General features: G+C 62.5%; 23 protein-coding genes. 5 read left to right on the forward strand and 18 right to left on the reverse strand.

From position 1 onward, the window contains the following. Positions 1-40: 40 nt before the first annotated feature. The 5 genes from ACFJGV_RS10895 to ACFJGV_RS10915 all read right to left on the reverse strand — a co-directional run bounded on the left by ACFJGV_RS10895 (position 41) and on the right by ACFJGV_RS10915 (position 5,818). On the reverse strand, positions 41-1,096 hold the full coding sequence (locus ACFJGV_RS10895) for a 2,3-butanediol dehydrogenase (protein ID WP_378143944.1): 1,056 nt from the start codon (positions 1,094-1,096) through the stop codon (positions 41-43). 110 nt (positions 1,097-1,206) lie between these two features. Then, entirely contained in the window at positions 1,207-2,205 is a 999-nt protein-coding gene (locus ACFJGV_RS10900) for a sugar ABC transporter substrate-binding protein (protein ID WP_378143945.1), read from the reverse strand. A gap of 46 nt (positions 2,206-2,251) precedes the next feature. Next, positions 2,252-3,259 carry an ABC transporter permease gene (locus tag ACFJGV_RS10905; RefSeq protein ID WP_378143947.1) on the reverse strand — a complete coding sequence of 336 codons (1,008 nt, stop codon included), beginning with the start codon at positions 3,257-3,259 and terminating at the stop codon, positions 2,252-2,254. A gap of 306 nt (positions 3,260-3,565) precedes the next feature. Continuing rightward, complete coding sequence (locus tag ACFJGV_RS10910) at positions 3,566-4,753, reverse strand: MFS transporter (protein ID WP_378148692.1); 1,188 nt, start codon at positions 4,751-4,753, stop codon at positions 3,566-3,568. A gap of 72 nt (positions 4,754-4,825) precedes the next feature. Continuing rightward, positions 4,826-5,818 carry an acyl-CoA thioesterase gene (locus ACFJGV_RS10915; protein ID WP_378143948.1) on the reverse strand — a complete coding sequence of 331 codons (993 nt, stop codon included), beginning with the start codon at positions 5,816-5,818 and terminating at the stop codon, positions 4,826-4,828. A gap of 303 nt (positions 5,819-6,121) precedes the next feature. Here ACFJGV_RS10915 and ACFJGV_RS10920 point away from each other — a divergent pair, with 303 nt between their 5' ends. Continuing rightward, complete coding sequence (locus ACFJGV_RS10920) at positions 6,122-7,054, forward strand: SMP-30/gluconolactonase/LRE family protein (protein WP_378143950.1); 933 nt, start codon at positions 6,122-6,124, stop codon at positions 7,052-7,054. A gap of 15 nt (positions 7,055-7,069) precedes the next feature. On the opposite strand, the gene ACFJGV_RS10925 is transcribed toward ACFJGV_RS10920, so the two are convergent. Both ACFJGV_RS10925 and ACFJGV_RS10930 read right to left on the reverse strand, forming a co-directional pair. Beyond that, positions 7,070-7,927: a muconolactone Delta-isomerase family protein gene (locus tag ACFJGV_RS10925; protein ID WP_378148694.1), complete on the reverse strand. Its 858-nt coding sequence runs from the start codon at positions 7,925-7,927 to the stop codon at positions 7,070-7,072. Between the two features lie 5 nt (positions 7,928-7,932). Then, positions 7,933-9,891 (reverse strand): thiamine pyrophosphate-dependent enzyme, encoded by a 1,959-nt coding sequence (locus ACFJGV_RS10930; RefSeq protein ID WP_378143952.1) that lies wholly within the window; start codon positions 9,889-9,891, stop codon positions 7,933-7,935. A 495-nt stretch (positions 9,892-10,386) separates the two neighbouring features. Between ACFJGV_RS10930 and ACFJGV_RS10935 the strand changes: the two genes are divergently transcribed. From ACFJGV_RS10935 to ACFJGV_RS10945, 3 genes are all read left to right on the forward strand, one after another. Continuing rightward, positions 10,387-11,169, forward strand: coding sequence for an IclR family transcriptional regulator (locus tag ACFJGV_RS10935; protein ID WP_378143954.1), 783 nt, complete (start codon positions 10,387-10,389; stop codon positions 11,167-11,169). Positions 11,170-11,337: 168 nt separating this feature from the next. Further along, on the forward strand, positions 11,338-12,546 hold the full coding sequence (locus ACFJGV_RS10940; RefSeq protein ID WP_378148696.1) for a mandelate racemase/muconate lactonizing enzyme family protein: 1,209 nt from the start codon (positions 11,338-11,340) through the stop codon (positions 12,544-12,546). Then, the gene (locus ACFJGV_RS10945) at positions 12,431-13,165 is read left to right on the forward strand and encodes an SDR family NAD(P)-dependent oxidoreductase (RefSeq protein ID WP_378148698.1); all 735 of its coding nucleotides are present in this window, start codon (positions 12,431-12,433) and stop codon (positions 13,163-13,165) included. The genes ACFJGV_RS10940 and ACFJGV_RS10945 overlap by 116 nt, the downstream gene beginning before the upstream one ends. A 45-nt stretch (positions 13,166-13,210) precedes the next feature. On the opposite strand, the gene ACFJGV_RS10950 is transcribed toward ACFJGV_RS10945, so the two are convergent. Genes ACFJGV_RS10950 through ACFJGV_RS10960 form a run of 3 tightly spaced genes read right to left on the reverse strand, consistent with a single transcriptional unit; the run spans position 13,211 to position 17,274 of the window. Continuing rightward, on the reverse strand, positions 13,211-13,960 hold the full coding sequence (locus ACFJGV_RS10950) for an SDR family oxidoreductase (RefSeq protein WP_378143956.1): 750 nt from the start codon (positions 13,958-13,960) through the stop codon (positions 13,211-13,213). Further along, positions 13,953-15,266 (reverse strand): MFS transporter, encoded by a 1,314-nt coding sequence (locus tag ACFJGV_RS10955; RefSeq protein ID WP_378143957.1) that lies wholly within the window; start codon positions 15,264-15,266, stop codon positions 13,953-13,955. The genes ACFJGV_RS10950 and ACFJGV_RS10955 overlap by 8 nt, the downstream gene beginning before the upstream one ends. Positions 15,267-15,288: 22 nt before the next feature. Further along, positions 15,289-17,274, reverse strand: coding sequence for a thiamine pyrophosphate-dependent enzyme (locus ACFJGV_RS10960; protein WP_378143958.1), 1,986 nt, complete (start codon positions 17,272-17,274; stop codon positions 15,289-15,291). Between the two features lie 106 nt (positions 17,275-17,380). Here ACFJGV_RS10960 and ACFJGV_RS10965 point away from each other — a divergent pair, with 106 nt between their 5' ends. Then, positions 17,381-18,160 (forward strand): IclR family transcriptional regulator, encoded by a 780-nt coding sequence (locus tag ACFJGV_RS10965; protein ID WP_378143959.1) that lies wholly within the window; start codon positions 17,381-17,383, stop codon positions 18,158-18,160. 9 nt (positions 18,161-18,169) lie between these two features. Here the strand turns inward: ACFJGV_RS10965 and ACFJGV_RS10970 are convergent, their stop codons facing one another. The 8 genes from ACFJGV_RS10970 to ACFJGV_RS11005 all read right to left on the reverse strand — a co-directional run bounded on the left by ACFJGV_RS10970 (position 18,170) and on the right by ACFJGV_RS11005 (position 26,153). After that, the gene (locus ACFJGV_RS10970; RefSeq protein WP_378143961.1) at positions 18,170-19,156 is read right to left on the reverse strand and encodes a hypothetical protein; all 987 of its coding nucleotides are present in this window, start codon (positions 19,154-19,156) and stop codon (positions 18,170-18,172) included. A 39-nt stretch (positions 19,157-19,195) separates the two neighbouring features. Next, positions 19,196-19,978: an SDR family NAD(P)-dependent oxidoreductase gene (locus ACFJGV_RS10975; protein ID WP_378143962.1), complete on the reverse strand. Its 783-nt coding sequence runs from the start codon at positions 19,976-19,978 to the stop codon at positions 19,196-19,198. A 120-nt stretch (positions 19,979-20,098) separates the two neighbouring features. Continuing rightward, positions 20,099-21,289, reverse strand: a complete 1,191-nt coding sequence (locus ACFJGV_RS10980) for a Gfo/Idh/MocA family protein (protein ID WP_378143963.1) — start codon at positions 21,287-21,289, stop codon at positions 20,099-20,101. 7 nt (positions 21,290-21,296) lie between these two features. Further along, positions 21,297-22,280 (reverse strand): sugar phosphate isomerase/epimerase family protein, encoded by a 984-nt coding sequence (locus ACFJGV_RS10985; protein WP_378143965.1) that lies wholly within the window; start codon positions 22,278-22,280, stop codon positions 21,297-21,299. Positions 22,281-22,612: 332 nt separating this feature from the next. Next, positions 22,613-22,936, reverse strand: a complete 324-nt coding sequence (locus tag ACFJGV_RS10990; protein ID WP_378143966.1) for a hypothetical protein — start codon at positions 22,934-22,936, stop codon at positions 22,613-22,615. Between the two features lie 88 nt (positions 22,937-23,024). Beyond that, the gene (locus ACFJGV_RS10995; RefSeq protein WP_378143967.1) at positions 23,025-24,035 is read right to left on the reverse strand and encodes a cytochrome c oxidase assembly protein; all 1,011 of its coding nucleotides are present in this window, start codon (positions 24,033-24,035) and stop codon (positions 23,025-23,027) included. A gap of 382 nt (positions 24,036-24,417) precedes the next feature. Further along, positions 24,418-25,320 carry an alpha/beta hydrolase gene (locus ACFJGV_RS11000; protein WP_378143968.1) on the reverse strand — a complete coding sequence of 301 codons (903 nt, stop codon included), beginning with the start codon at positions 25,318-25,320 and terminating at the stop codon, positions 24,418-24,420. A 17-nt stretch (positions 25,321-25,337) separates the two neighbouring features. After that, positions 25,338-26,153, reverse strand: coding sequence for a heme-binding protein (locus ACFJGV_RS11005; RefSeq protein WP_378143969.1), 816 nt, complete (start codon positions 26,151-26,153; stop codon positions 25,338-25,340). Between the last annotated feature and the right edge of the window lies 1 nt (position 26,154).

A 26,154-nucleotide genomic window follows, 5' to 3' on the forward strand; every position in this document is an offset into this window, starting at 1 on the left:
TTGACCGGGTTGAGCCGTGCGCATTGTGGGTTCGAACCAATTACGAGCCGTCGATATCGACCAGGATCTTCATGGCACGACCGCCGCGCAGCTGTCTGATCCCCTCATCTACGAGCTGCGGAAGCGGTATGTGGTCGACCCAGCCCGTTGTGTCGAACCCTCCTCTGGACATCATTTCGATGGTGTCGTCGAAGTCGGGCCCCGCGTAAGCGAGACAGCCCAGGATCTCCACCTCGTTGAGGAGGATCGTGCTCGCTGGAAATGGCGGCTCACTCTCGTACGTGGCCACAACCACCACCTGTCCGCGGGCGCGCACAGAAGAGCATGCGCTCACGAAGCTGCGTGCCACTCCAGCGCACTCGAACGCGACATCAGCGCCCCTACCACCGGTGTGAAGTCTGATCTGTTCGTCTGCGTCCGCGTCACGCGGGTCTATGACGACTCCAGCCCCTAGCCGAGTGATCGCTTCACGACGTTCTGGGCTGGGTTCGACAATAATCACATGGTCGATATCCCGTGACCGAAGGCCGAGAAAGGTACCGATTCCGATGGGACCGGCGCCGAACACTACGACTCTGGACTCCTCAGTGAGGCTAGCTCGATTGATTGCGTGCGTCGCCACCGCCATGGGCTCGACAAGCGCGCCCAGCTCGAGAGACACGTTGTCGGGGAGCTTGTGGACCATGAAGTCCTTGACAACGGTGAACTCCGAGAGCCCGCCGCCGGGCCCCGAGAGGCCATGCACGGCGAAGGTAGTGCAGAGATTCGGCATGCCTGCAAGGCATCTGTCGCAGCTGTCGCATGGATAGACCGTCTCCACGCAGACTCGATCACCGATCGACACACCGACGGCGCCTTCGCCGACCGCCTCCACTGTCCCCGAGAACTCGTGGCCGAGGATGACGGGTCGGCTGACGCCGGTACGAGGATGGGTCGTGGCCGGAACCCATGCTGGCCCCGAGTAATATTCGTGCACGTCAGTGCCGCATATGCCGTTGAACGCGACTCGGATACCGACCTCTCCAGGACCAGGCGTTGGTCTATCGACGTCTTCGATGCGAATGTCCTCGCGGTCGTGGTAGCGAGCTGCACGCATGCTGGAGTCCTCTTCTCTTGTGTATCTGCGGTTGTGCACTGGTGTCGGCGACGCGCTGTGCGGGCGATACGTGGGTGGCGACCGGTGGGCTGGCCGCCACCCAGCTCAGGTCACCAATTCCAAGTTGTGTCGTACTGGGAGACGTTCTCTGACGTGATGGATGGCAGGTCGAGAAAGTCAGTCGGGGTCGGCACCGATTTGCCTTCCACATGTGCGCAGAGATCCGTGACGGCCTGCGCACCGATTGTGGCCCCGTCCTGGAGCACCGTGCCGTAAAGGTCACCGGACTCGATGGCCTCCTTCACCTCAATGGGGAAGTCGCCCGCGATGAACTTCACGTCTGTCCTGCCGATGCTGGTGGCGTACTTAGCTCCGACGTACATCTCGGGGCCTTCGGCGACGACCGCGTCGAGTTGCCCGGCGGGATATTTGGCCAACAGGTCCTGCACAACGGCGAGGTTGTCCGCGTTGTTCCAGCTATCGGTGACTGTTGCTACGACGTCGATGGAGGGGTTGGCGGCGAAGGTCTCATTGATCCCCTCCGTCCGGTCGATTTCGACGGGGTTGCCCACGACGCCCTGGATGATGGCGACCTTGCCACCGTTCGGCAGCGCTTGCTCAACCAACTTGGCTAGCGCAATCCCGTAATCCTTCTGATCGACACCGACGAATGTGACCACGTCGGCCCCTTCTCCGATGTTCGCGTTCACCGTTACAACCGGGACCGAGGCCTTATTTGCAAGCTTTACGCCGGGGACGAGGCCGGTTGACTCCGTCGCCTGAAGCAGGATGCCGTCGGGGTTGGAGGTGATTGCCTGTTGGAGCTGAGATGTCTGATCCGAGACGACGCCACCCGCGTTTTGGATGGTCAGATTGACGCCTAGCTCATCCGCCTTAGTTTTCATGCCTGAGGCAAGGGTGCCGTTCCAGGGGTTCTGGATGTCATTGACGAGCGCGGTCACATTCGAGCACGTACCGCTTGCCGCGGCCCCTGTCGTGTTGCTCGCCGTCCCGGAGCTGCAGCCTGCGAGAGCCGCCGTGAGCGTGATGCCGGCAATTGCGGCGGCCGGAATGACCGCGCGTCGCTGTGTTGTAGTACGCCACTTCATTGTGATGCCTTTCGAGGAGATATTGCAGGTGGACAATGTGGTGCAGTCAGCCGTGGCTGCGGTTGCGGGTGAGCTGGTCCGCGATGACGGCGACGAGGATGATGGCTCCGGTTACGGCCGGCTGCCAGTAGGGAGAGATTCCGAGCTGGTTCATGCCCGTGCTGACGACGCCGAGCACCAAGACCGCCGCCACCACGTTGCTCACTCGACCTATCCCCCCGGAAAGTGACGTACCGGCAATAACGCAGATCGCGATCGCATCAAGCGGCCACCCGGTGGCCGCATTGGGTTGCCCAATCGCAGACTGGCCGAGCAGGAAGATCCCCCCAAGCCCCACGGCGAGGCCACCGAAGACGAATGCAGCGACCTTGACCGCGAGTACCGGAATCCCCGACAGATAGCTGGCCTCCGGGTTCGCTCCAACGCTATAGAGCCAGTGGCCCCACTTAGTTCGCGTGAGGATAAGAGACGTCAGGACGGCGAAGACGACGAAGGCGATAAAAAGGACGGGTATGCCGACCAGGTCCTGAAACGCAAACTCCGTCAACGCGTCGGACGCTCCGACGACAGACTGACCAGAGGTCAAGACAAACATGATTCCGGTAATCACACTGGCGATCGCGAATGTGGTGATGAAGGAGTTGATACGAAGCCGGGCGATGATCACACCGTTGATCAGGCCGATGAGCATCCCGAGCACAACGCCCGCGAGGATGGCCAGCGGGAGGCCCCAGATGTTCGAAAGGAATGCAGTCAACATCCCAACAGCCCCTCCGGCCGCTCCGACCGAAAGGTCGAATCCTCCCGAGATCATCATCACGAGCATCCCGATGGAGACCACCCCGATGATGGCGTTCTGCATGAGGATGTTGCTCAGATTTGCGGGGTTCCTGAACGACTCTGAGCTCAAGATGAGCACCCCAACCAACACGACCAGCGCGATCCAAAGGTTGTTGCGGGCGATGAACGTCATCACGGCCCCGCCGCGTGTGGAGCGCTGGCGCGGAAGAGCTGCCTCGGGTGACTCCGAGGCAAGGTCTGCGGTGGTGGTCATGGGTCTCCTCGTGCGAGAAATCGGTGGTGGGAGTCGCATTGGGAGGGCGCTGGAGGCGTCCACCTGGCGCACCCTCGGTTTGTAGGCAGGGGAATGGCGATATCAGCGGCATGGCCGCAACGAGGTGCATGACCTCAGGTGCTCTGCGCCGCTGGAGACGTGCTAGGAACGGTCGTTTTTGGCGGACGTGGTGGTGGATCCACAGCTCGGGTCGAGCTGAGCGCTGTTTCTCCGTTGAAGGGCGCAGTGAGATCGTGGCACGAATTGGGTGTGATGTCTATATGGAATTCATTTCATATAGATCTATTAGATTTGGGTGGCCTTGACCGTTGCAATCCAGGTGGTAGCGGCGGCGAGAATGAATATGACGCCCTCTTGTGCAACCGAGGTCATGCCGCCGTTAGCAAACACGATTGGTCCGAGCAGGGTTCCCAGGGAGCCGCCGAGGAACACGAAGAACATAAACAGCGTGTTGGCCTGCGCCGACACTCCGGGGTTAGCCGCCAGCACCCTGTTCTGATTCGCGGACTGTATGGACTGGTTCGACCAGGTGGCGAAGAACATTGTGATGGCGAACAGGATGACGAGCTGCGAGTCGAAGATCATTGCCATGGTCGAGATGAACAGCAGCCCGAGGAACACGCCGGCCACCGGCATCGGTCCGAAGCGGTCGATGAAGCGGCCAACGAACGGCGTCACGATTCCGGCCGCCAAACCGACGAGTCCGAACAGTCCAGCGGCGAGGACGCTCCAGCCGAACGGCTCCCCGGTCAAGTGCAGCACCATCACCGTCCAGATCGAGTTGAACGTCGCAAACACGAAAAACTGCATGATCGCGGACTGCATGAGCGCGGGACTGCGCTTGACCAGGGCGAGCGTCGACAGCAGGAGCCGACCGTAGCTCTGCGGCGTTCCCTCCACCGGTAGGTCCCCCCCAAGAGCGCGACGAACGAGCGGGAGGACGGAGAGCACTAGCGCGGCGAAGATCTCGACGACGAACCGCCATCCGATTGCCTCCACCAGGAGACTTGCGACGATCCGTCCGCCGAAGATCCCTATGAGCAGGGCCCCGACGAGTGTGCCGGTGGTGGACCCGCGCCGATCCACCGGGGCGAGCCGGTTCGCGGCGGGGATAATAACCTGGGCGATATTGGCCACGAGCCCTATGACGAGGAAACCCACGGCGACGCTGATGACATCGGGGAGCATGGCGGACACCGCCAACGCGCCCGCAAGAATGATCGATTGGACCGTGACCTGCTGACGCACCTTGATGCGCTCTCCGAGGGGTACCAGCAGAAGAATTCCCAGCGCGTAGCCCGCCTGCACAGCCGTCGCCACGACGCTTGCCGTCCCGGTCGGCACACCGAGGTTCTCTGCCATGTCGGTCAGAAGAGACTGCGGCAGATAGATGGCACTGACTGCTATCGCTGCTGACACGGCCAGGACGAGCAAACGTGGTGTCCAGGACGGTGCGGCCGTTTGTGTCAACATCAGGCCTTTTCGAGCCGAGGAACGCTTTTCGCTTGTCCTGCGCCTTTCCTTTCCGACTGCCACATGCGTTCGTCACAACGCCAGGGGTCGATTGCCGAAGAACTGGGCACTAGGGGGGAGTGGAGCGATCCCCTTTCTCAGGTCCATCAACAGGCAGGCGTGGCGGCTGAGGCGACGATCTTCATCAGAGACAACGCGCAGTTCCGGGACCGGCTGAGCCTCTCCCCCGTAGACATCCGCAAAGACCGTCATGCTCCGCGTAGTCAGAACAGGTGGCTTGCCTGGCGGCGCAGCCCTGACGAGCACAGCGAGATGCATGCTTCGGGGTGTCGTGTGAATGAGTCGAGCGCGGAGCTCCACAACATCCCCTATCCGGATGGGCGCATGGAACTGGATGCCGCCAGCGTAAACCGCGACAGCATGGGCGGATGACCATGCTGCCGCGCAGGAGTAGGCCGCCTCGTCGATCCAGCGCATGACAGTCCCTCCATGCGCGTTTCCACCCCAGTTCGAATCTCCTGGAGCAGCCAAGAAGCGGAGGACACTTTCGGGTACGGTGTGGTCGGAGGTGTACTGCTGAGAGGCCATCTCCCGCTGAATGGCACGACGTGGAGCTACACGTTCGGCGGCGAGCTGCTGCAGTTCGAAGTCCGTCACGCTAGACGGTGTCCATTCAGGTACGGGTTGTGGGCAACTGTCGTCATCAACTGCCACGAAAACGAGAATGCAGTGCATCGCCGGCATGTACCGGCGTTCTCGGACGTCGCTGGCTTCGACGGTGACGAGGATGTGGATACTGGTCCGGCCGGTGAGGATGACGCGGGCGTGCACCTGAACAAGAGCGCCGGGCCTGATTGGATGGGTGAAGTGCACGTTTCCGACGTAGGCGGTGACGCAGTAGCTCTGAGACCAACCTACGGCGCAGGCATAACCGGCCTTGTCTATCCATTCCAGGACCCGTCCGGCGGGTACCGAGTCACCGCGGACGTTGACATCACCGTGCGCCGCGAGAAATCGGAGAGTGATCCGGTCTTGTCTCTGGTCTGCCTCGAGGGCTTCGAACATACCGATCGTCCTTCGATCAATGGGATATCGGAGGAGCGCGGACCGGGCGCCTCGGCACCATCGCTTCTTCACGTGTCCTTGCCTCGTGAGCGACCGCGGGGGCATCGGCGGAACGATCGGGCCGAGATCGACAGACCAACTGGGATGCTGTCCGAGGCGACGAACGAGACTACGAAAGTTTGACATGTCGAGTCGGTATTCGTCAATATATTAACACTGCTTCAAATCACGAAAGTAGTGATATCTCGATAGAACACTCCGCCCGAGCCACGGCGTAGCGCTTATCCCAAAGACGGGAGACCCTTGGACATTCGAATTGTTCTTGACGTGAAACCGGTGCTTGGTGAAGGCCCTCTATGGGATGTTGGCCAGCAGCGGTTGTATTTCATCGACAGCCTTGGTAAGCGGGTGTTCCGCTGTGCCGCGGACGGCGGTGAGTTGCGTGCGTGGACAGTCCCATCGGCTATTGGCTCCCTGGCGCTGACACGAGACGGGGAGGGCGCCGTGGTCGCGCTAGCCGACGGCATCCACATACTCGACTTTGCTAGCGGCGAGATCGTGGCGGTGATCGATCCGGAGCCCGGCCTAGAGAGCAATCGCCTCAACGATGGGAAGGTCGACAGAGGCGGTCGATTTGTTTTCGGGTCAATGAATTTGCCCGAAACCGAGTCGAGCGGCCGTCTGTATAGCCTTGACCCGGCCTGGAGGCTGCGTGTTCTGGATGAGGGAATCGTCTGCTCCAACGGTCCCTGTTGGGCGCCCGACGACCAGACCTTTTTCTTCGCAGACTCCTGGGCCGGAGAAATCTGGGCCTACGACTATGACATTCAAACCGGTGATGCGACGAACCGCCGCCGATTCGCAGCTCTCCCCAGCGCAGAAATGGGTGCTCACGACGGGTCAACGGTCGATTCCGAGGGATTCGTATGGAACGCATTCGTGTACGAAGGGAAAATCGCACGATTCGCGCCCGACGGCACTATCGACCGGATCATCGAGATGCCCGTTAGGAAAACCACCAGCGTCATGTTTGGAGGTGCAGACCTCGACGTCCTCTATGTAACGTCGATGGCCGAGCCCCCGCTGCCGCGCTATCCTGGGGACCCCGCAGCCCGGGGCAGCCTGTTCGCGGTCACCGGGCTCGGCGTCACGGGCATCCCCGAACCACGCTTTGGAGGGGTGGCCTCAGACGCTCACACCGCTCGGCTAGTGCAGCCCCGGACAATCAGCAGGTGACCCGCCGGGGGGAATCTAAGAGCCGGTCAGCTCGTCCTCGACGGTTCTCAGCAGCGCGCCGACGTCTTCAAAATCTAGGCCTTCGGCGCCAACCGCGGTGAGGGTCACGACGTTTCGGATCTGGAGCGCCTCACCTCCACCGGGCAACGGTCGGACAGCGGCGATTCGCCGAAGACGTCCGATGTCGACCGTGATGCCCTGTACCGCATTGGGGTCGATCGCTGAGTCCAGGCCGTGGCGGCCCGAGTGGGTCACATGTAGTGGTACGCCATTGGCGGACTTCGCGGCCAGCGCCTCCCCCACCCTCACATGGGCATGCTCGTCAGCCGTGTCCGGTTCCACGCGAGCAACGCACGCCGTGACGTCGATCTCACGGGTTACCCACGAGAAACCGGCTACAGGCTGCGAAGGCTGAGAGCGTGTGGCAGCGGCCTCCACCCGTCCACGACCGCGGATAGCGAGATCCGAAAGGGACGGAAGCTCGATTCGGCCACGTCCGGTTACCTCCCCCGTCGTCGCTCGGGTGCGTAACGCCAGGTCGGGCAGAGGCACGAGTTCGTCACCCACTGGTCGGTTCGCAACCTGCCCGCCGATCGAGCGGGGATCACTGGGGTGCTCACCAAGTTCTTGGACGACCACGGACATATATGGCCGCAAGGGCAGGGTGGCTAGGGCCTGATCGAGCGTGCTGCGGCTGGGGGCGCGCCAAAGCCCCACATTGGCCCATCGTCCGGGAACGCGCCAGAGAGCGACTATCCGCCCCTCTTCGGCAAGTCGAGTGGCTTGTACGCCCTCAGCCTGTCGCAGACGCGTGACCTCCGCGGGATCGAGGTCGCCGGTGTCGATATCGATCGTGACGAGGTATTCGGGCATCGCACTCACCGGGAGAGGACACGGTGCGCTGCAGCGACGATGTCCTTTGCGCCGGGTACGACTGCCTCTTGCAGAGACGGAGCAGACGGCATCCTGACATCCGGGGTACCCACCCGAGCAATCGGCGCAGAGAGCTGGCCGAAGTGACGATCGCTGATAAGTGCAGCCACTTCGGCTCCGAACCCTCCCGTGACAAACGCTTCGTGAGCGATGACCACTCGACCGCCCGAATTTGCTACTGCACGAGCGATTGCCTCGGTGTCCAGCGGGCGGAACCAGCGTAGATCGAGCACGGTCGCCTCAATACCTGACTGCGCGAGAGTATCTGCCGCCTCCAAAGAAGCCGAAACCATGGAACCCCACGTGATGATGGAGACGTCGTCCCCGGAACGACGCTCCCTCGCGCCCCCGACTATCTCGGTGGGCCCGGCGAGAGCAACCGTTCCGGTCTCCTGGTACATCGCCCGATGCTCGATCAAGACGACTGGATCGGGGTCTTCGATGGCAGCCAAGGTCATCGCGTACGCGTCCTGGGGGCTGGTGGGCATGCCGACCTTGATTCCGGGAATATGACTCAGGATGGCTTCGATGCTCTGAGAGTGCTGGGCGCAGGAGCCGGCCGTCACGCCCTGCTGCATCCGGATAACGAGGGGAGCGCTGACCGTGGATCGGTTGATGTAACGGACGTTCGAGGCTTGGTTAATAATTTGGTCCAGGGCGACGAAGACGAAGTCGGCCCACATGATCTCCACTACGGGCCGAAGACCATTCATCGCGGCGCCGACAGCGGATCCGAGAATTGCAGTCTCTGCAATTGGGGTGTCGAAAACCCGCTGATCGCCGAACTCCTTTTGAAGACCTCTGGTGACGCCGAAGATGCCCCCTGCGTAGCCGACGTCCTCGCCATAAACGATCACCTCCTCGCGACGGCGCAACGCATCCTTCAGTGCTTCATTGATCGCTCGGAAGTACGCAATTTCTTTGCCCTCGACCGGATTGCCCGTCGGGACTGGAAGATCGGGCGCGTAGAGGTGGTCAAGAACATCGGAGGGATCTGGCGCCGGAAGGGCTCGTACACGTTCTGCGAGAGCCTTGATCTCTGCCGTAACTTCGGCTTCGATGCGGGAGGCATCTTCGTCGGAGATTCCCTCAATCTGTCGGAGGCGCAAAAGCGGATCCTGTAGCTGTGCAGCTTCGATGTCATCCTCGGGTCGGTAGTGCTGGATGTCCTTGTTGTAGTGACCGGACATGCGAACGGTCTTGAACTCAAGGAGCACGGGACCCTGGCCGGATCGGCACGTGCGGGCGGCCTCAGCGACCGCTTCGGCGACGGCGACGGGGTCACCCCCATCGATGACGTGGCTCTCGATGTTGAGTCCCTGCCCACGGCGCGCGAGGTGCTCACCGCGCGTCGTCGTGGCGATCGGGGTCATCTCAGACCAGCCGTTATTCTCGAGCGCAAAGATTACGGGGAGGTTCCGAGCTGCGGCAAAGACCATGGCCTCGGTCGTGCCGCCCTGGTTCATCGCCCCGTCACCGAGGGAAACCAGGACGATGCCATCACCGCCCTGGGCTCGGTCTGCCATTGCGACTCCAGCCCCGATCGGCAGTCCCGCGCCGATGATCGAGTTCTCGCCGAGGAAGCCCACGCTTGGCGCACTGAGCATCGGCGATCCGGCACGCCCCCCATTGGTACCTTCAGCGCGCTGCGCGATTTCAGCGAGGACAGCAAGCGGGTTCGCGCCGCTGGCCAGAGCCCAACCGTGTCCCCGATAAGTAGAGAGCACCTTGTCACCTGGCTGAAGCACCGACATCGCCCCGACGGGGATCGCCTCCTGCCCAAGGCAGAGGTGCACGGAGCCCGCAACATGCCCCTCCCGTCCGAGTTCGAGGACTTCCTCCTCGAATCGTCGGATGAACGCCATCCGACGATAGCTGTCGGTGGGGCTGTAGGCATAAGACATGATGGCTGTCCAATCGGAGAGATAAGCCGGGCAGAGGGAGCGATTTCGGAATGGCGAGGGTTCGCAGCAAGAAGGGGACGCAATGGCGCCGCCCGTCTGCTCTGCGCACTCCATCAGATCGACGGCAGCTATGGCGGAGGGGTCATCGTTCTCTCATTCCGACTCGGCGACACCTAAACCGCCTGCCCAGGCGAGTTCCGCCGGCATGTCGATCAACACGGCTCCCTTGCCCTTGCGTTCAACGGCGGTCCTTCTCGCACTCGCATGCGGCACGAGCGTGGAGAGAAGATGCCTCAATGCGTCTTGTCCACAGTGCGACAACCCAAAACTGGGTTAATTACTATGAAACCTTCTTCATTCTATGACAGAACAGGTAAGCATCTGCAACCCTTGAGGACGGTAAAAGTAGACAGCACGCCCTCGACTTATCGAATGAGGTGCCCATTGTTCCTGATTTCATCGATTTGATTTCACATGGTGAGTATCATGTGGGCGATGAGCACGGGAGATGTAGCAACCGACGAGCCGCGAAGCCAGACTCGGATCCAGTCCGTCAGCAGGGCCGTGGACCTTCTGCTCGCAGTTGCGGAGAGTCCAACCGGCGAGACAGCAAAAACACTCGCTGATCGATTCGGGCTGTCGCTGCCGACCACTTACCACCTACTGACCACGCTGTGGGCCGAAGGACTCATCTCAAAAGACGCTCAGCGGGTATTCCAGATCGGGCCTCGTGCCGAGATCATCGCCCAGGCCGTCCAGCGCGCTGACATTGTGCCGCCGGCATATCGGGCGGCTTTGCACCAGCTCGTGTCCGAGACGGGCGAGACCACTTACCTGGGCGCCTGGCGCGGCGGAACAGTGAAGGTCCTCGAAACGGCGGAGGGCGCACATGCCGTAAGAGTCGTGGGCTTGAACGACGCATATGCCGCCGAAGACCTTCACGCGCGAGCGAGCGGGAAGCTGCTCATGGCATTCAGCTCGCCCGAGGTGCAGGCAGAGACGCTTTCGCGGCTGCGCCTACGTCGCCTGACACCCCATACCATCACGCGGCGGGCGGATCTTGTCGCGGAACTGGACCGCATTCGCGTCCAGGGCGTGTCTTACGACCGTGAAGAGTTCCAGCTTGGCGTCAGCTGCATCAGCGCCCCGATCCGCCGCAACGGGGACGTCGTGGCGTGTCTCACAGTGTCTTCGCCGATGCAACGTTTCCCGCAAGTCGAATCCACAATCTTGCAGGCCCTGGACCGGGCGGTGTCAACAGCGGAGGAACGCCGCTAAGCAGAGACACCAAATGAAATCTGTTCCAAATAGACAATATGCTCCGGCCGGCGCAGAATAGGTGAGCCACGACCCGGGAATCTCCCCGGGCGCGACCTCAATGAGGAGAGCCCACCGCAGATGTCCGAACGCATCGACCGCATCGAGGCGTGGCAGTGCCCACTCACCATGCCGCACGAGCTGCATCTGGGCGCTATCACCTACAGCACGAGGGACTACATCGTCCTACGAGTGACGACATCGTCTGGTCTCGTCGGGGCTGCGATCGGGTACACCCGCGGCACCCCTTTGCTAGCAGCTCTCGCCGGGCTCACGCCCGAGCTGCTCGACATGGAAGACGTCAGTCCCAGCTCTGTCCACCACACACTGCGCCGGCGCTACGCGCCCGGCTGGGGCGCTATGGCGCGCGCAGGGGCACTCATCGACGTGGCGCTGTGGGACATCGCCGCTCAAACCAATGAAATCCCCCTCGCGCAAGCGCTAGGCGGCACTGATCGCGAGGTGCCCCTCATGGCTGTTGCCGGCTATTTTCTGGACCACCTTGGCGAAGGCCCGATACTCGACGAAATTGCGAACTTCGTCGACCAGGGCTATAGCAAGATCAAGCTCATTGTCCCGGGTCATGATCTTCCGACCGACCTACGTTTCGTGGCCAACGTTACGGAACTCCTCCCGGCGGGCGTGGGACTCGGAATTGACTTTCACGGGGCGTTCACGACCGTCGACGAAGCAGTCGCCTATGGATCGGCTTTTCGGGACTTCGACCTTGAATTTATCGAAGACCCCTTTCCGAGCTACGAGACAGCCGCCGTTATCGCGACAGCGCAAGGTCTCGAGACCGCGGTCGCAGCGGGCGAGGATCTGATCACCGCTACCTCATACGATCTCCTCGTCTTCGACGGCGTGCGGGTAGTCCGAGCCGATGTATCCGCCACTGGCGGATACACCGAGGTCTTACCCGCGGCCCACGCGCGCGCGCGCCTCCGGGGCACGCGTTGCGCCACATGTCTGGCCCCACCTGCATTTCCCGCTCGCTCTGGCATCCGCCGACCTGGTCGAGGTAATACCCCACACGACCGGAGCGGATCCAATCGACCAGATTCTTCTCGAACCCTTTCCCATCAGAGACGGCCATTGGCACAGCCCAAGTCACCCGGGCCTGTACCTTCCCCTCGACTGGGACCGCGTCGCTCAGACGGCATCCGAGACGTTCATCAGCACCCCTTAGGGAAGGACCACCACCATGCCCGCTTCACACGCTTTGATCACGGGTGGCGCCTCTGGCGTCGGCTTCGCGACCGCGCAGCAGTGGATCCGCGACGGGGGGCGCGTTGCACTCCTCGACCTGAACGAGGAGTCCCTGGCTCGTGCCTCTGAGACTCTCGGAGCGGGTACGACCTATGCGGCCGCCGATGTCAGCTCTGACGACGCAGTCCGCGCAGCGGTCGAGACGGCCGCGGCCAAATTGGGCGGGTCTCTCGATGTGGTGATTAACTGCGCCGGAATCGCTAGGCCCGCCGCCGCCGCTGAGGTCGCGGACTCCGAGTGGTCAGGTCTTGTCGACGTTCACCTCAACGGGACCATGCGCGTGAGTCGGGCCGCGTATCCGTGGCTGACAGAGTCATCGCAGGCAGCTATCGTGAACGTTTCTTCCGTCGCTGCGCACGCAGGAATGCCGGGCCGCTCCAGCTACTGCGCCGCCAAGGCTGGCATCGAGGGACTCACTAGAGCCCTTGCCGTGGAATGGGCGGGACAGGGCATCCGTGTAAATGCGGTCGCTCCGGGCTACATCAACTCTCAGATGACTGCAGGACTCGTCGCGAAGGGCTCCTTGGACCTGAACCCCGTGATCGCTCGGACTCCGATGGCCCGCCTGGCGGAGCCGGAGGAGATCTCTTCAGCGATCGTTTTCCTCGCGTCCACTCAGGCCTCCTACATCACGGGACAGACTCTCTACGTCGACGGTGGCATGACGGTCGACGGCAACTGGTACTGACACCTTCGGGCTGTCTGTCAGCGGTCGCATGAATGCTGACCCTCCCTACCCTCGCGCCATCCGTAGACCTCCATCGATACGGACTACCTCACCATTGATGTACCGCGCGGTCAGCAGGAAAGCCGCAAGCTCGGCAAACTCGTCGGGCGTGCCCAGTCTGGTCGGAAACACGACATCTTCCGACAGCTTCCTACGGCGATCGGGCGTGAGTCCATCGAGGAGTGGACTGTCAATCACCCCCGGGGCTATGGAATTGACACGAATCCCATGCTCGGCCAAATCGCGGGCGAGGGTGATGGTCATGCCCGCCACCGCCGCCTTGGATGCGGCGTAGGCAGCCTGCCCGGGAAGTCCTTCATAGGCTGCGATCGAGGCCGTATTAACGATGGCCCCCCGGCCTCCCTCGTCGTCAGAATCCGTCCGTGCAATCATCTCAGCAGCAAGTCTGGTCACGTTGAAGGTGCCGACGAGGTTCACATCGAGCACCCGGCGGAACTCCGCCAGCGGATGAGGTCCGGCTTCGCTTAGGACGCGAGTGGACGATCGTATACCTGCACAGTTGACGACGTAGCGGAGAGGAAAGCCCAGTCCACCCACAACCTCGAGAGCCGAACGCACGCTCTCTTCGTCTGCCACGTCGCAGGCGACGATTTGATCATTCTCCGACGGTCGAAGATCGGCACCAACGACCAGGGCACCCCGTGCTCTGAGAAGCCGAGCGGTGGCCTCCCCAAGTCCCGACGATGCCCCAGTAACGAAGGCCGCGACGCCATGAAGGACTCCGTTGTCAGGCATTGCCCACATCCTTGAGGTCAATTCCGCGGGTCTCGCGCCACCTGACGATGACGACGAGAGACGCAGCGCACAAGACAATGAAGTAGACCTGAAAGATCCAGCCCAGCCCGATGGACGAGAGCCAGGTGTTGAGATAAGGGGCGGTCCCACCGAAGAGGGCGACGGACAGCGACATGGCAATCCCGATGACCTTCGTCCGCTGCGCGGTGGGCAACTGCTCCGCGATTACAGCGGCGTAGATGGACGTCGCGCAGGCTGCGACGCTGAGCGCTACAGCTTGCGCGACGAACAGCGTCCATGGTGCGGATCCGATCATGTTCAGCAGCGGGAACACCAGGATGATGAAGAGCACCGCCCACGCAATCAGAAGCGGCTTCCGGCCAATGCGATCGGACAAAGCACCGAGGAGCGGCAGCACGGCAATTCCTACCAACTGTGCCCAGAGACTGGCCTGGAACGCGCCGGCGGCATCCATCCCACGCTGTGAAATCGCGAACGCAGAGGCAAAGGAATTAAAGGTATAGAAGACAACCGACGTGCCACCCGTGAAGATGAACAGCTTCACTCCGGCACTGAAGAGACGCCGTTGTGACCAAGCCCGTCGAGTTGGAGCCTCACTGGACTCGGCCTGAAAGACATCACTTTCCATCATTCCGCGCCGCAGGTACAGAGCGAACACCGCGAGGAGCGCCCCGAAAGCGAACGGGATCCGCCACCCCCACTCATCCAACAGATCGGCATCCATGGTGACCGCGAGGAGGCTACCAAACAGCGTCGCCAGCACAGTACCGAGGCCGACACTGATATATACGGTGCTCGACCAGAGGCCGCGTCGTCTTGGTGGCGCGATCTCTGAGACGTACGCGTAGGACGCCGTGGACTCCCCGCCGTGGGCGAACCCCTGTGCCAGCCTCGCAAGCAGCAGCAGCAGCGAAGCCCACCCTCCGATCATCTCGAACGAGGGTGCCACGGCTATGAGTAGACCCGCCGCGGCCATCGTCAGCATTGTGGTGATGAGCACGGTACGGCGACCAAGGCGGTCGGCCAGCCTGCCGAAGATGATGCCACCAATGGGCCGAAAGACGAATCCGACAGCGAAAAGCAACAGAGTGCTTAAGAGCGCAGACACGGGGTCAGCTGGGTCGAACATTGCCTTGGCGATGAATGGAGAGAAGACGGCGTAGACGGTCCAGTCGTACCACTCCAGCGTGTTGCCGACGCCGCTGGCAATAAGGGACTTCAGCCGCCCCCGGGGCGAAGGCTTCGTGCCCGATGTTTCTGCCGTGGCGCTCTTCGAAGTCGTCATTGACTTGCCTTCCGTTCGGAGATCAGACGCGCGCGATCGCGTCGTTGGTGAGTGAAATGCAGGCCGCCACGATTGTGTCGGCTCCGGGGATGACAGCGGACTGGAGGATGCCAGGCGTAGGAATGCGTGTGTCGGGCGCGGCCACCCGGCGGATGTCGAGCGAGAGCTCCTTGCCGAGCTCTTCGTGGATGCGGGTGACAACCTCAGCCCCGAATCCCCCGGTCTGATTGGCCTCATGTGCGACGACTGCGCGGCCACCGGCGGCGCGTACAGCATCCAGGATCGACGGGAGGTCGAGCGGAGAAAGCCACCGCACATCGAGCACCGACACTTCAATACCGTCCTCGGCGAGCTGGGCCTGTGCGGAGAGCGCGCGCTGAACCATGGCACCCCACGTGATGACGACAACCTGGGAACTGCGGCCGTGCAGCCGTGCGCCTCCAATCGGTTCGACCTCCGCATCGATGGCGACTTCGCCTTTGAGCTGATACAGCTCCCGCGACTCGATGAGGACGACGGGGTCGGGGTCGGCGATGGCGGCACGGGTCATCGCGTAGGCGTCCGCCGGGGTTGCAGGTAGTCCCAGCCGAAGGCCTGGGATGTGAGCGATCAGCGCCTCAAGGCTTTGCGTATGCTGAGCGCAAGAACCGGGAGTGGCGCCTTGCTGCATACGGACCGTGAGGGGAGCCGTCTGCCGACCCTGGCTGACGTATCGGACGTTCGCGGCCTGGTTCACGAGCTGGTCGAGGGCAACCATCAGGAAGTCCATCCACATGATCTCGACTACCGGACGCAGACCCTCAATAGCAGCACCCACGGCCGTCCCAAGGATTGCGCTCTCAGCAATGGGGGTGTCGAATACGCGATCGGTTCCGTACCGCTTCTGCAGGCCGCGCGTGACCCCAAAGATGCCACCCGCGCCAGCAACGTCTTCCCCAAAAATCACGACATCGCTGCGCTGGTCGAGTTCTGATGAAAGGGCCGTGTTGACGGCTCGCCAGTACTCCATCGTCTTGGACTGAGTGACAGGAGAAGGCGCACGCCAGGAGGTAGGCGAGTCTGCGGCATAGAGATGATCCTGTGCACCCATGAGCTCAGGCGCAGGCATGTCACGCACAAGGGCGGTAGCCGCCTCTACTTCCCCGGCAACCTCTTCATCGATGGAGGCCAGGTCATCGACCGACACACTGCCCTTCCGGACCAGGTCGGATCGGAGACGAGGCAAAGGGTCTCGCAGCTCTGCCTGCTCGATGTCATCCTTCGAGCGGTAGTGCTGGATGTCTCTGTTGTAGTGGCCCTTCAGCCGCGCGACTGTGAACTCGAGAAAGACCGGGCCTCTGCCCTCTCGCACCTCGGCGAAGGCCCATTCGGCCGCCTCAACACTCGCCTCGAAGTCGCTGCCGTCGACACTACGGGCCGGGATTCCATACGCCTCGGCGCGGCGCGCCAACTGAGGATGCCGGGTCACCTCTGATGTGGGCGTCATCTCCGCCCAGCCGTTGTTCTCGCAGATGAAAATCACAGGCAAGTTCTTCGCCGCCGCGAACACCAGGCCCTCATGCAGGGCGCCTTGGCTCATGGCGCCGTCACCGACGGTGCTGATCGCCACGCCGCCTGTTTTGCGAAGACGGGCGGCGAGTCCCACACCGTCCGCGATCGGGACGCCGGCGCCGACGATCGAGTTCTCGCCAATGAAGCCGTATTCCGGAGCTGTAATCATCAATGAGCCCGATCGACCGCCGTTGATCCCTCCAGCCTTCTGGCAAATTTCCGCAAGCACCTCTGTCAGCGGGATTCCGCACGCCAGCGCCCATCCATGACCTCGGTAGGTCGCCAACACCTTGTCTTCGGGCCGGCGAAGAGCACCAAAGACGGCCGGAATCAGCTCATGGCCATTGCAGACGTGGACTGACCCCTCAAAAACTCCGTCTGCACTCAGTTCCAGGGCGCGATCTTCCAACGCCCGAATGCGGGCGACCTGACGGTAGACATCTGTTGCCGAAATCATGTGCGAGCTCCTTTGCTTCGGCTGCGAGCGTAAGTCGCTACCACTCGCCATGTCAATAATCGGAATACGTTTCATTTATCGAAATCTGACTTAGTAGTCTCAATGCGTGCAGGAATCGCCGCCAGAAAAGACGCCCTCGAGATTGCAGACGGTGGAGAGGGCTGTCGCTTTCCTCGAGTACGTCGCCGCCCATGAATTGCCCACGGTTCGGGACGTGGCCGTGGGACTGACTCTCAACCTGACGACGGCGTATCACCTGTTCAATACGCTTCACTACCTCGGGTACCTCGATCGAGACGCGGATCTCCGCTTGCGCATCGGTTCGCGTGTATCAGCCCTCAACCAGGCCTATAGCCGCGGGATCTCTCTGAACCGTGAACTTGTCGCCATCGTCGAAGATCTCTCGAAGAGCACCGGCGAGACCGCCTCGGCGTCCCTGCTAGTAGGAGACAGTGTCGTAATCCAAGCTCTAAGCGAGGGCCATCAACCCGTCCGCGCGGCCGGCCTCTACGTGGGTCTTTCTGGCTCTGAGCATCTCCGCGCCTCGGGGCGCCTCGTGCTCGCCTTCGCCGATCCGACACGGCGATCTCGCATCCTCGAATCGGCGCTACGCAACGTCACCCAGGAAGAGCGCGTACAGATCGAGTCACGGTTGAACCGGGAGGCCCATGTAATTCGAGAACGAGGGTGGTCTCTAGACGACGGGAGCTACCAGCCCGACATATCCGGTGTGTCAGCACCCATCCTCGATAGTTCAAACGTGGTGGTGGGAACCATCAACGTCTCGACACCGTCGTCGCGATTCGCTCAACGACAAGCAGATGTAGTCGCAGCCACGGTCGCTTCCGCTGAACGCGCGACACTCCTTTACTCTCAAGGTCGCTAGATATTCTCGTCAGCCGCGTGTGACATGCCCGCTCTTGCTGACTCCCGTGATCGGCGCCGCCCCGTCGTCGAGCAGCGTCATGGTCAACCAGGATGAGCGAGTCTCTCCCGGCGCGATGAACTCCGCCTGACCACGCTCGACAGCGCCGGCTAGGCCATCAAAGGGCCAGGCGCGCTGCGGTTCAAGGCCGAGCATCCGGGCTCGGCCATACCAGGGGAACCCAGGATCACCATTCTGTAACCACATCCAGAGAAAGGGGTACGCCTCGGTATCCCAGCTCATGGCAACGCTTGGAGCACCCGAACCCGGGGGATTTCTCAGCGCCACCCACCCCTCAAGGTCCCGGATATAGAGGAGTCGCACGAGCTCCTCCGATGCCGATGGGAGCGAGCTGACGTCGACGGAAGCTCCGTGCGCAGCCAACGTCGTAGGCCAAGCGAACTCTTCCAGCCTCAGACCTCCTGCGGCGGTGGGTTCGACTGCGACCTGCGCACCTGCGCTCAGATCTATCCGTGCGCCGGCAATTGCGGGGAACGTAGGGTGATGTCCCCAGAGGAAAGGAACCCCCACCGCGCCGACGTTACGGACTGACTCCTCCACATAGACAGTGGGCGTGTCCAGCGACACACGGATGGTGCGCGTCAGTTCCAAAGGCAACCGGGCCGATGTGCGGATGCTGCATGACGTCTCCGTGTGCGAGAGAACCCCCACACGCGCTAGAGATGATTCGCCGTGAAACGCGACAGGAATGCCCGCTGCGTGAGACTCGGCACCTGCATTCGGGAACAGGAACTGCCAGCCCGCTTGATACTTCGACAGCCAGTCAAGTTCGGTCGATCCATAGCTCGGCCCGGACGAGCCCGAAAGGGGGGCTTCCCAATCGAAATAAGCGAGTGCGTTGCGCTGATCAGCGCGCGCAATATAGGTAACCTCACCCCCTCGATCCGCGTCTAGACGAAGGGTGAGGTGGCGACTGTGTAGTGTCAGTTCTCCCATACGGGGCCTCTCAGCTCGCGGCGTGGACGACGGAATGACTCATTTATCTTGGTGTCCCACGGATCCATTGAGAGTCAGTCCACCGTCGACTGCGATGATCTGGCCTGTGATGTACCGGGAACTCTCGGACGCAACGAGCAAGATAGCGTCGGCGATGTCTTCAGGGGTTGCAATGCGCTGCAAAGGAATCCGCTCTCGGTAGGTCTCTCGGACATCCTCTGTCCAAGAGTCGGTATTTAGCGGTGTCTCGGTAGCTCCAGGTGCTACGGCGTTCACTGTGACTCCGAAGGGAGCCAGCTCAACAGCTAGGGCACGGGTGAACCCCGTGATGCCGCCCTTCGCCGTGACGTACCCGGTCATATGAGTAGGCGGTTGCTCAGCGACCACGGAGCTGACGTTAATAATGCGCCCATAGCCGGCGGGAATCATGGCACGGGAGGCAGCCCTTGCCCCCCGAATGTACCCGAGGAGATTTGATCCGAGCAGAGACAGCCAATCTTCATCGGCCATGTCGGTGAATGGCCGGACCAGAAGCCGCGCCGCATTATTTACCCAGACGTCAATGCCACCCCACTCGGAAATAACCCGGTCTGCGGCAGCATCCACATCTGCGGTCACTCCGACGTCACCCGTCATGATCATCGCTTGACCCCCTCGGCTCTCGATCTCTCGAGAGAGCTCGTCGGAGACGGCAGGATCAGTTCCGCGATGAATTCCCGCGACGTTGTAGCCAGCTTCAGCGGCGGTGAGGGCAAGGGCACGCCCAATTCCCCGCGAGACCCCCGTTATCACGATGGCAGGTCGGTGCCCGTTGGCTTCCATTCTTTTCCTTTCTTAACAAGGTCGTAAGGTCGGTCCCAAAACCAGCCGAAGCGGGCCAGACAGGTCCTCGAAATGCAAGACCTGCCCGGCCCGCTTCAAGCACGCTGGGAACCGGAGCGATCAGAGAGACTTATACGAGATCGTCTGTCGCGTCCCAGTCGCGGCCGAACGCTCGATGGCATCGACGATCTCAGCCACCCGGTAGCCGTCCTCGAGCGTGGCGCCGTGCGGTCCGATCGGACCATCCGCTGCGATCGCTTCGAGGAGATGGCCAATCTCGTGGACGAAGCTGTCTTCCCACCCGATCATGTGGCCGTGGGGCCACCAGTGCTCCCAGTAGGGGTGGTAGCTCTCAGACACAAGCACGGTCCGGAATCCCTGCGCATTAGAGCCCGGCTGCGTTTCTATCAAGTGCAGCTCAATCTCATTCATGCGCTCCTGATCGAAGATCACCGTGCCAGTCGTCGTGCTGATCTCAAAGCGCATATGGTTCTTCCGCCCCGGGGCGACTCTTGTCGCCTCGAGCACGCCCAGAGCCCCATTGCTGAACGAGACGACTGCGTCGAACGCGTCGTCGACATCGACACGCCCCCCGGGCCGTTCCTCAGTAAAGGTGCGAAGGTTGGCCGAGACAGTCTCCGGCTCACCGACGAGATAGCGTGCAAGGTCGATGACATGGGATCCGAGGTCGCCCAGAGCTCCTGATCCAGCGATCTTCTTCTCCAGTCGCCACGACGTGGGGGTAGACGGGTCTACCAGCCACTCCTGGTGATAGCGCGCCCGGAAGTGGCGCACTTCGCCCAAAGTGCCGTCATCGAACAAGCTCTTGATGAGTCGAATGGCAGGAAAGAACCGGTAGTTGAAGGCGGTCATCGCCTTCACCCCGGTTTTCTCAACCTCCGACCAGATCTGGTACGCCTCGTCCGCCGTCCTCCCAAGCGGCTTCTCGCAGATAAGGTGCTTGCCGGCCCGGGCCGCGGCGATAGTCGGTTCGACGTGCTGGTCGTTGGGGCCGGTGTTGTCGAAGATACCGACCTCCGGGTTCACGACAACATCTCTCCAGTCGGTGGTGGACTGCTCGAACCCGTATCGACGAGCAGCTTCATCGACCGCAGCCTCCGTACGGCCGGCGATCTCGACAAGCCGAGGTACCAGCGGCGGCGGCCAAAAGGTATAGGCGATCTTCTTGTAGGCGTTGACGTGGGCGCGCCCCATGAACGCGTAACCCAGCATGCCGATGCCGATCGTTGGGACGTCGCCATCCGTGCCCTTGGCTTCGCCCTGAGTGAAGAAGGAAGGTGAGTTGCTCATCGTCGACTCACACCAGCCAGAAGTGCTGAGCTTCGGGGTCCATCGGCTCCTTCACGATGAGGGGACGAAGGTACTCGATCGCCTTCTCAGCGCCGTCACGCTCACTCATCACCGGGTCCTCGTGCTCATATGACATGACATAGTCGTAGCCGACTTCCAGCAGGGCAGTGATTACCCTCTTCCAAGGCACCTGCCCCCAGCCCACCACCCGGTATCGCGCCGCGCGTCGCATGTTGCGCCAGGACCCTGTGGACAGGACACCGTCGCGGCGAATCTCGTCCTCCTGGACCTCGAAGTCCTTCGCGTGAACGTGCAGGATCCGGTTGCCGAACGTCTTGATGAAAACCACGGGGTCGATCTGCTGCCAGATGAAGTGGCTCGGGTCGAAGTTGAAGCCCCAGTCGTCGCGGTCGAGCTTTTCGACCGCGGTCTGGGCAGTGGTGATGTTGTAGGCGATCTCGGTGGGATGCACCTCGTGCGCGAACTTCACACCAAGCTTGGCGAACTCGTCAAGGATGGGATTCCAGCGCTCGACGAACAGATCCCAGCCGTCGTTGTAGAGCTCGAGATGCTTCGGCGGCCAGGTGTACCAGGATCCCCACACCGTCGACCCAAAGAATCCATTGACGACGGGGATCTCGAGGTCAGACGCCGCCTGCGCTGTACGGATGAGGTGCGCCTTGCCGTACTCGAACATTTCCTGCTTATCAGTCGTGACCGACCAATCGTCGAAACTGGCATCGTTCGGGGGAAGAACCTGCTGCGCCGAGAGGTGGTCCGAGAGCGCGGAGATGGAAAGGCCGCGGGAGTCAAGCATCTTCTTCAGATTGCGGCCGTACTGCTTGTCGTTCGTGGCCTGATCGAGATCGAAGTGACCCGACCCATTCCACGTCGTCAGCTCGACCGCTTCGTAGCCGAGGTTCGACACGTAGTCGGCCACTTCATCCAACGGCTTGGAATCGAAGAGAGCTGTCAGGATACCGAGCTTCATTTCTCTGTTCCTCTTCCTTGAGGTCTATATGGTGGAGGGTCATGCGCCCTAGCGACACCATTGTGGCTGGGTCGAGCTAGCTTGTCTATATGAACTGCAATTCAGACTATGTTGAAGTACCTCGAGTTGCAAAAGTGCTCGCGACTTACCACGAGTGGGGATGGAGCTCGCAAACGGGGCCGGCGCCAGCAAAATTTCGACCGGACAAGGCCTGAGCGCCCTCTGGACAGGTAATCGTCCTTGTCCACCCCCGCCTCAGCGATGACGGAATCCACGAAGGCCGAGAAGGATGCCGCGTTGAGCCCAGATGCCCGAGGGGTTACAACCTGTCATCAGCCGGCAAGCAGGAGGGCGCCCGACCCGCCATAGTCGATATGTAGGAGGTTTCCGGCTGGTAGAACCCGGCTCAGCTCGGCACGGCGCTCGTCGCGATTCCCTTGCAGGGTGCCCCGAGTGCCGACCTGGTCATCAAAATTCGAGAGGGAACCCGCGAGGTACCAGAACGCGACTGATCTGGACAGCGCATGCGCTCGTGTCGGCTCGAGCTCGATGGCCTTAGTGAACTCCGCGACGGCCGCTTCGAGGTCGCCGGCCGCCCTGTGCCGTCGGCCCTCGATGATGATCCGCTCGTAGTCGTCAAGATCGCCCGTGATCACGATGCTCCTCCGGTTCTCAGCGACGCGGCGCAGTAGATGACCAGAGCGGCGATCTCCGCCGCCACCAGTGCGAGGACCGCGATGAACGCTACCCGTTCTCTCCAGGTGAAGGGGACGCGGTGTGGGTCACGGTTTGCGGGTCTGTCCTCGTCCATCGGTCTCCTTCGTTCCAGGACGCCAGGTAGGCGTTGTACTCCTCGAGCTCGTGCTCCTCCGAGCGGCCCGGGTTTCGGCTCTTCGTGGCGTTGCCTGCGACTCCGAGGATGACGGCGAGCGCGATGAGCGTGGGGACGGCGGTGAAGCCCCACGCGATGCCGCCGGCAGCACCCTGGTCCGCCAGGGCGTCCGGGATCCACGGGTACATCGGCATGCTGAAGAAGGGCACGATGACCGTGGCCGACATCATCACGACCACTCCGAAGAAGGAGTGGATGGGCATGGGGATCGCGAGCTCGACTACGTTGAGGTAGAGCCTTCCGCGGTGACCGCGTCCGACTCGCCGCGGCCCGAGGTCGACTCCGAGTGCGCTCCAGAAGTAGAGGTAGCCCGTCGCGAGGAACATCAGCAGCATGGTGTTGTGGCCGGCCGCCGTGTTCATCAGCGGGGTGAACCACACGGTGAAGTAAATGCCGTAGAGGCTGAACAGGAACGCGGCGCCGACGACCAGCGGGTGCGTCAAGGCACGGGCCACCCGACTGCCCAGCACCCTCAGGAGGGTCCGGCGCGAGAAGATCCTCGAGGCGGCCCCGTGGGGTAGCGCCCAGAAGACAAGCGACACGGGGCAGCCGAGCACGAGCAGCAGCGGGGAGAGCATGTTCAGCACCATGTGCTGGAGCATGTGGATGCCGAACGACTCCATCCCGAAGCCGTCGACGGCGGTCGCCGTCGTGAGGGCGATCGAGACGATCCCCGTCAGCCACCACACCGATCTGCTCATCGGCCAACGCGTACCCTGCCGCCGTGCGGAGGCGACAGCGAGGGCGTAGAGCGCCAGGAGGACGACACAGACGGCGGGGACGACGGGATAGGGCTGGAGGTGGAACGAAAGGGCATCACCGAGCGTCGGAGGGACATCCGGCATCCACATGTCGTCACCCATCGCGATGCCTCACGCCGTCTCGCCACCGACGTCGTCTGTCTCCGGGGGTCCGGTGAGGATCCAGCCGGCGGGCAGGTTCGCTTCGCACGGGCCGCAGCCACAATCCATCGGGACGGCGATGACCGGCCGAGGGCGAGTGTGAGTCATGAGGTTCCTCCGGATCGATGGGGCGTCAGTGTGCGAAGTAGCCGCGGTAGTACTCGTAGACCCATCCGATGACCGCGACGACGACGAAAGGGGCTCCCGATGATCCACAGCCAGCTCGTCCCGAGCGCGAACCCGACCATCAGCTACATGATGAACTGCATTCAGACCCTCAATGCGGGCTCGTTCTGGGACAAGCTGACCGCGGTGTGGGTCCACCGCGGTCAGCTCGTCACGCTCACGCGGTGCGGTCGGCGAGGTGCTCGACGAAGAAGTCCCGCGCCGTGGTGACCGCGGTTTCGAACGACGTCCCGCCGTAGGGGTCGTAGTGACCGCCGGGCAGGATCTCGAGCTGCTTGGGTTCGAGGGCTTGTTCGAACGCCGCGAGCGGCAGGTCCGACGAGGCGACCGTGTCGTCCTGTCCGACCATGAGTAGAAATGGAGTCGGGCTGATGCGGTCGATGTAGGCCCGCGGTTCGTATTCGGTGAGCTTCTCGAGGCTCGCTACGGTCACGACGTTCTCCCAGGCGGGCGCGTTCTGCGCCGCGCTAGTGAACCACTTGTACGAATCGGCGGTCGGGAAGGCGACGCTGGCCGTGGGGTCGGGGTCGACGATCGGGATGGTCGCGGGCGCGGCTCCTGCGAATCGGTCACGTCGGTCCTTCTCCCAGGCCGCGCGCTGGTCGGGAAGAAGGTCTTGACGCACGAGGCGCTGGACGGCGGCGAAGCCGCTGACCACCGGCACCTGGGAGGAGACGGCCTTCACCCGTCGGTCGAGGGCACCGAGGATGATGACGTGACCGCCGGAGTAGCTCGTCCCCCATGCTCCGATCCGCTCCGGATCGACGTCGGGTCGGGTCTGGAGGTAGGAGACGGCGTGGCGGTAGTCGGTCATCTGCTGCCAGGGGTCGATCTCGAATCGGGGCTGGCCGTCGCTGGCACCGAAGTTTCGATGATCGAACACCAGCACCGCCAGGCCCGCGTCGACGAACCGGAGGGCGTATTCGTGCAGGCCCATCTCCTTGAGTGCCGCGAACCCGTGGCTCATGACGACCGCGGGGGCAGGAGTGGACGATTCCGGCGAGTAGAACCATCCTCGAAGGGTGACGCCGTCGGCGTCGAACTCGATGTCAGTGCGCATGACTGTTCTCCTTAGGGTCAGTTGGCCAGCTGGCGAGAGAGCTCGTCCGCGTCGAAGACGGCGTAGAAGCTGCTGATGAGGCCGTCGTCGTCGAGGAAGAACGTGTTGATGCCCGACCAGCGGACGGGGTTGCCGCCGGCGGACACACCGCTTCCGGTCCATCGGACCGATGTGACTGGTCCGGCCGTGATCACCTCGTCCTCCTGGATGCCGTCGAAACGGCCCCAGGTGGGCAGGAAGCCGGTCAGCATCGTCCGGAACGCGTCGCGTCCGACCAGCGGCGGGGTGCCGGCGGGGTCGTACCCGACCGCGTCCGCTGCAAAGACGCTTGCCCACGCGTCGGGGTCGTTGGCACGAAGCGCTGCGAAGTAGCCGGCGACCGCATCCGGCGCCTGACGCTCCGACTCGAGGACCGCGGCGATGGCCGCCTCCGCGACCCGCTTGTCCTCGAGCGCGGTCCCGCCCGAGACGCCGACCGCGCCGACGACCTCACCGTCGACCGTGATCGGCACTCCCCCGGCCATGGGGACAAGGTCGTCGACCGCTGCCGCGACCATCGCCACTCCCGACTCGCCGAAGGGCTTCGCGCGTTCGAACCACGCCTCGGAGGGGGCCTTGAAGCTGACCGCGGTGTAGGCCTTGTTGCGCGAGATCCGCTCGGAGTGCAGCGGCGCGCCCGGCAGGCGCTGAAAGGACAGCGTCACGCCCGACCGGTCGAGCACGGAGATGCAGAAGGGCTTGCCGACGAGCGCCGCCTCGTCGACGGCGGCGCGGATGAGGCGCTGCGCAGCGCCGGCGGTGAGGTTTGGCACGGTCTCGGTGGTGGGTGTCATG

The organism is Cnuibacter sp. UC19_7 (genome assembly GCF_042699995.1).
Lineage (GTDB): Bacteria > Actinomycetota > Actinomycetes > Actinomycetales > Microbacteriaceae > Cnuibacter.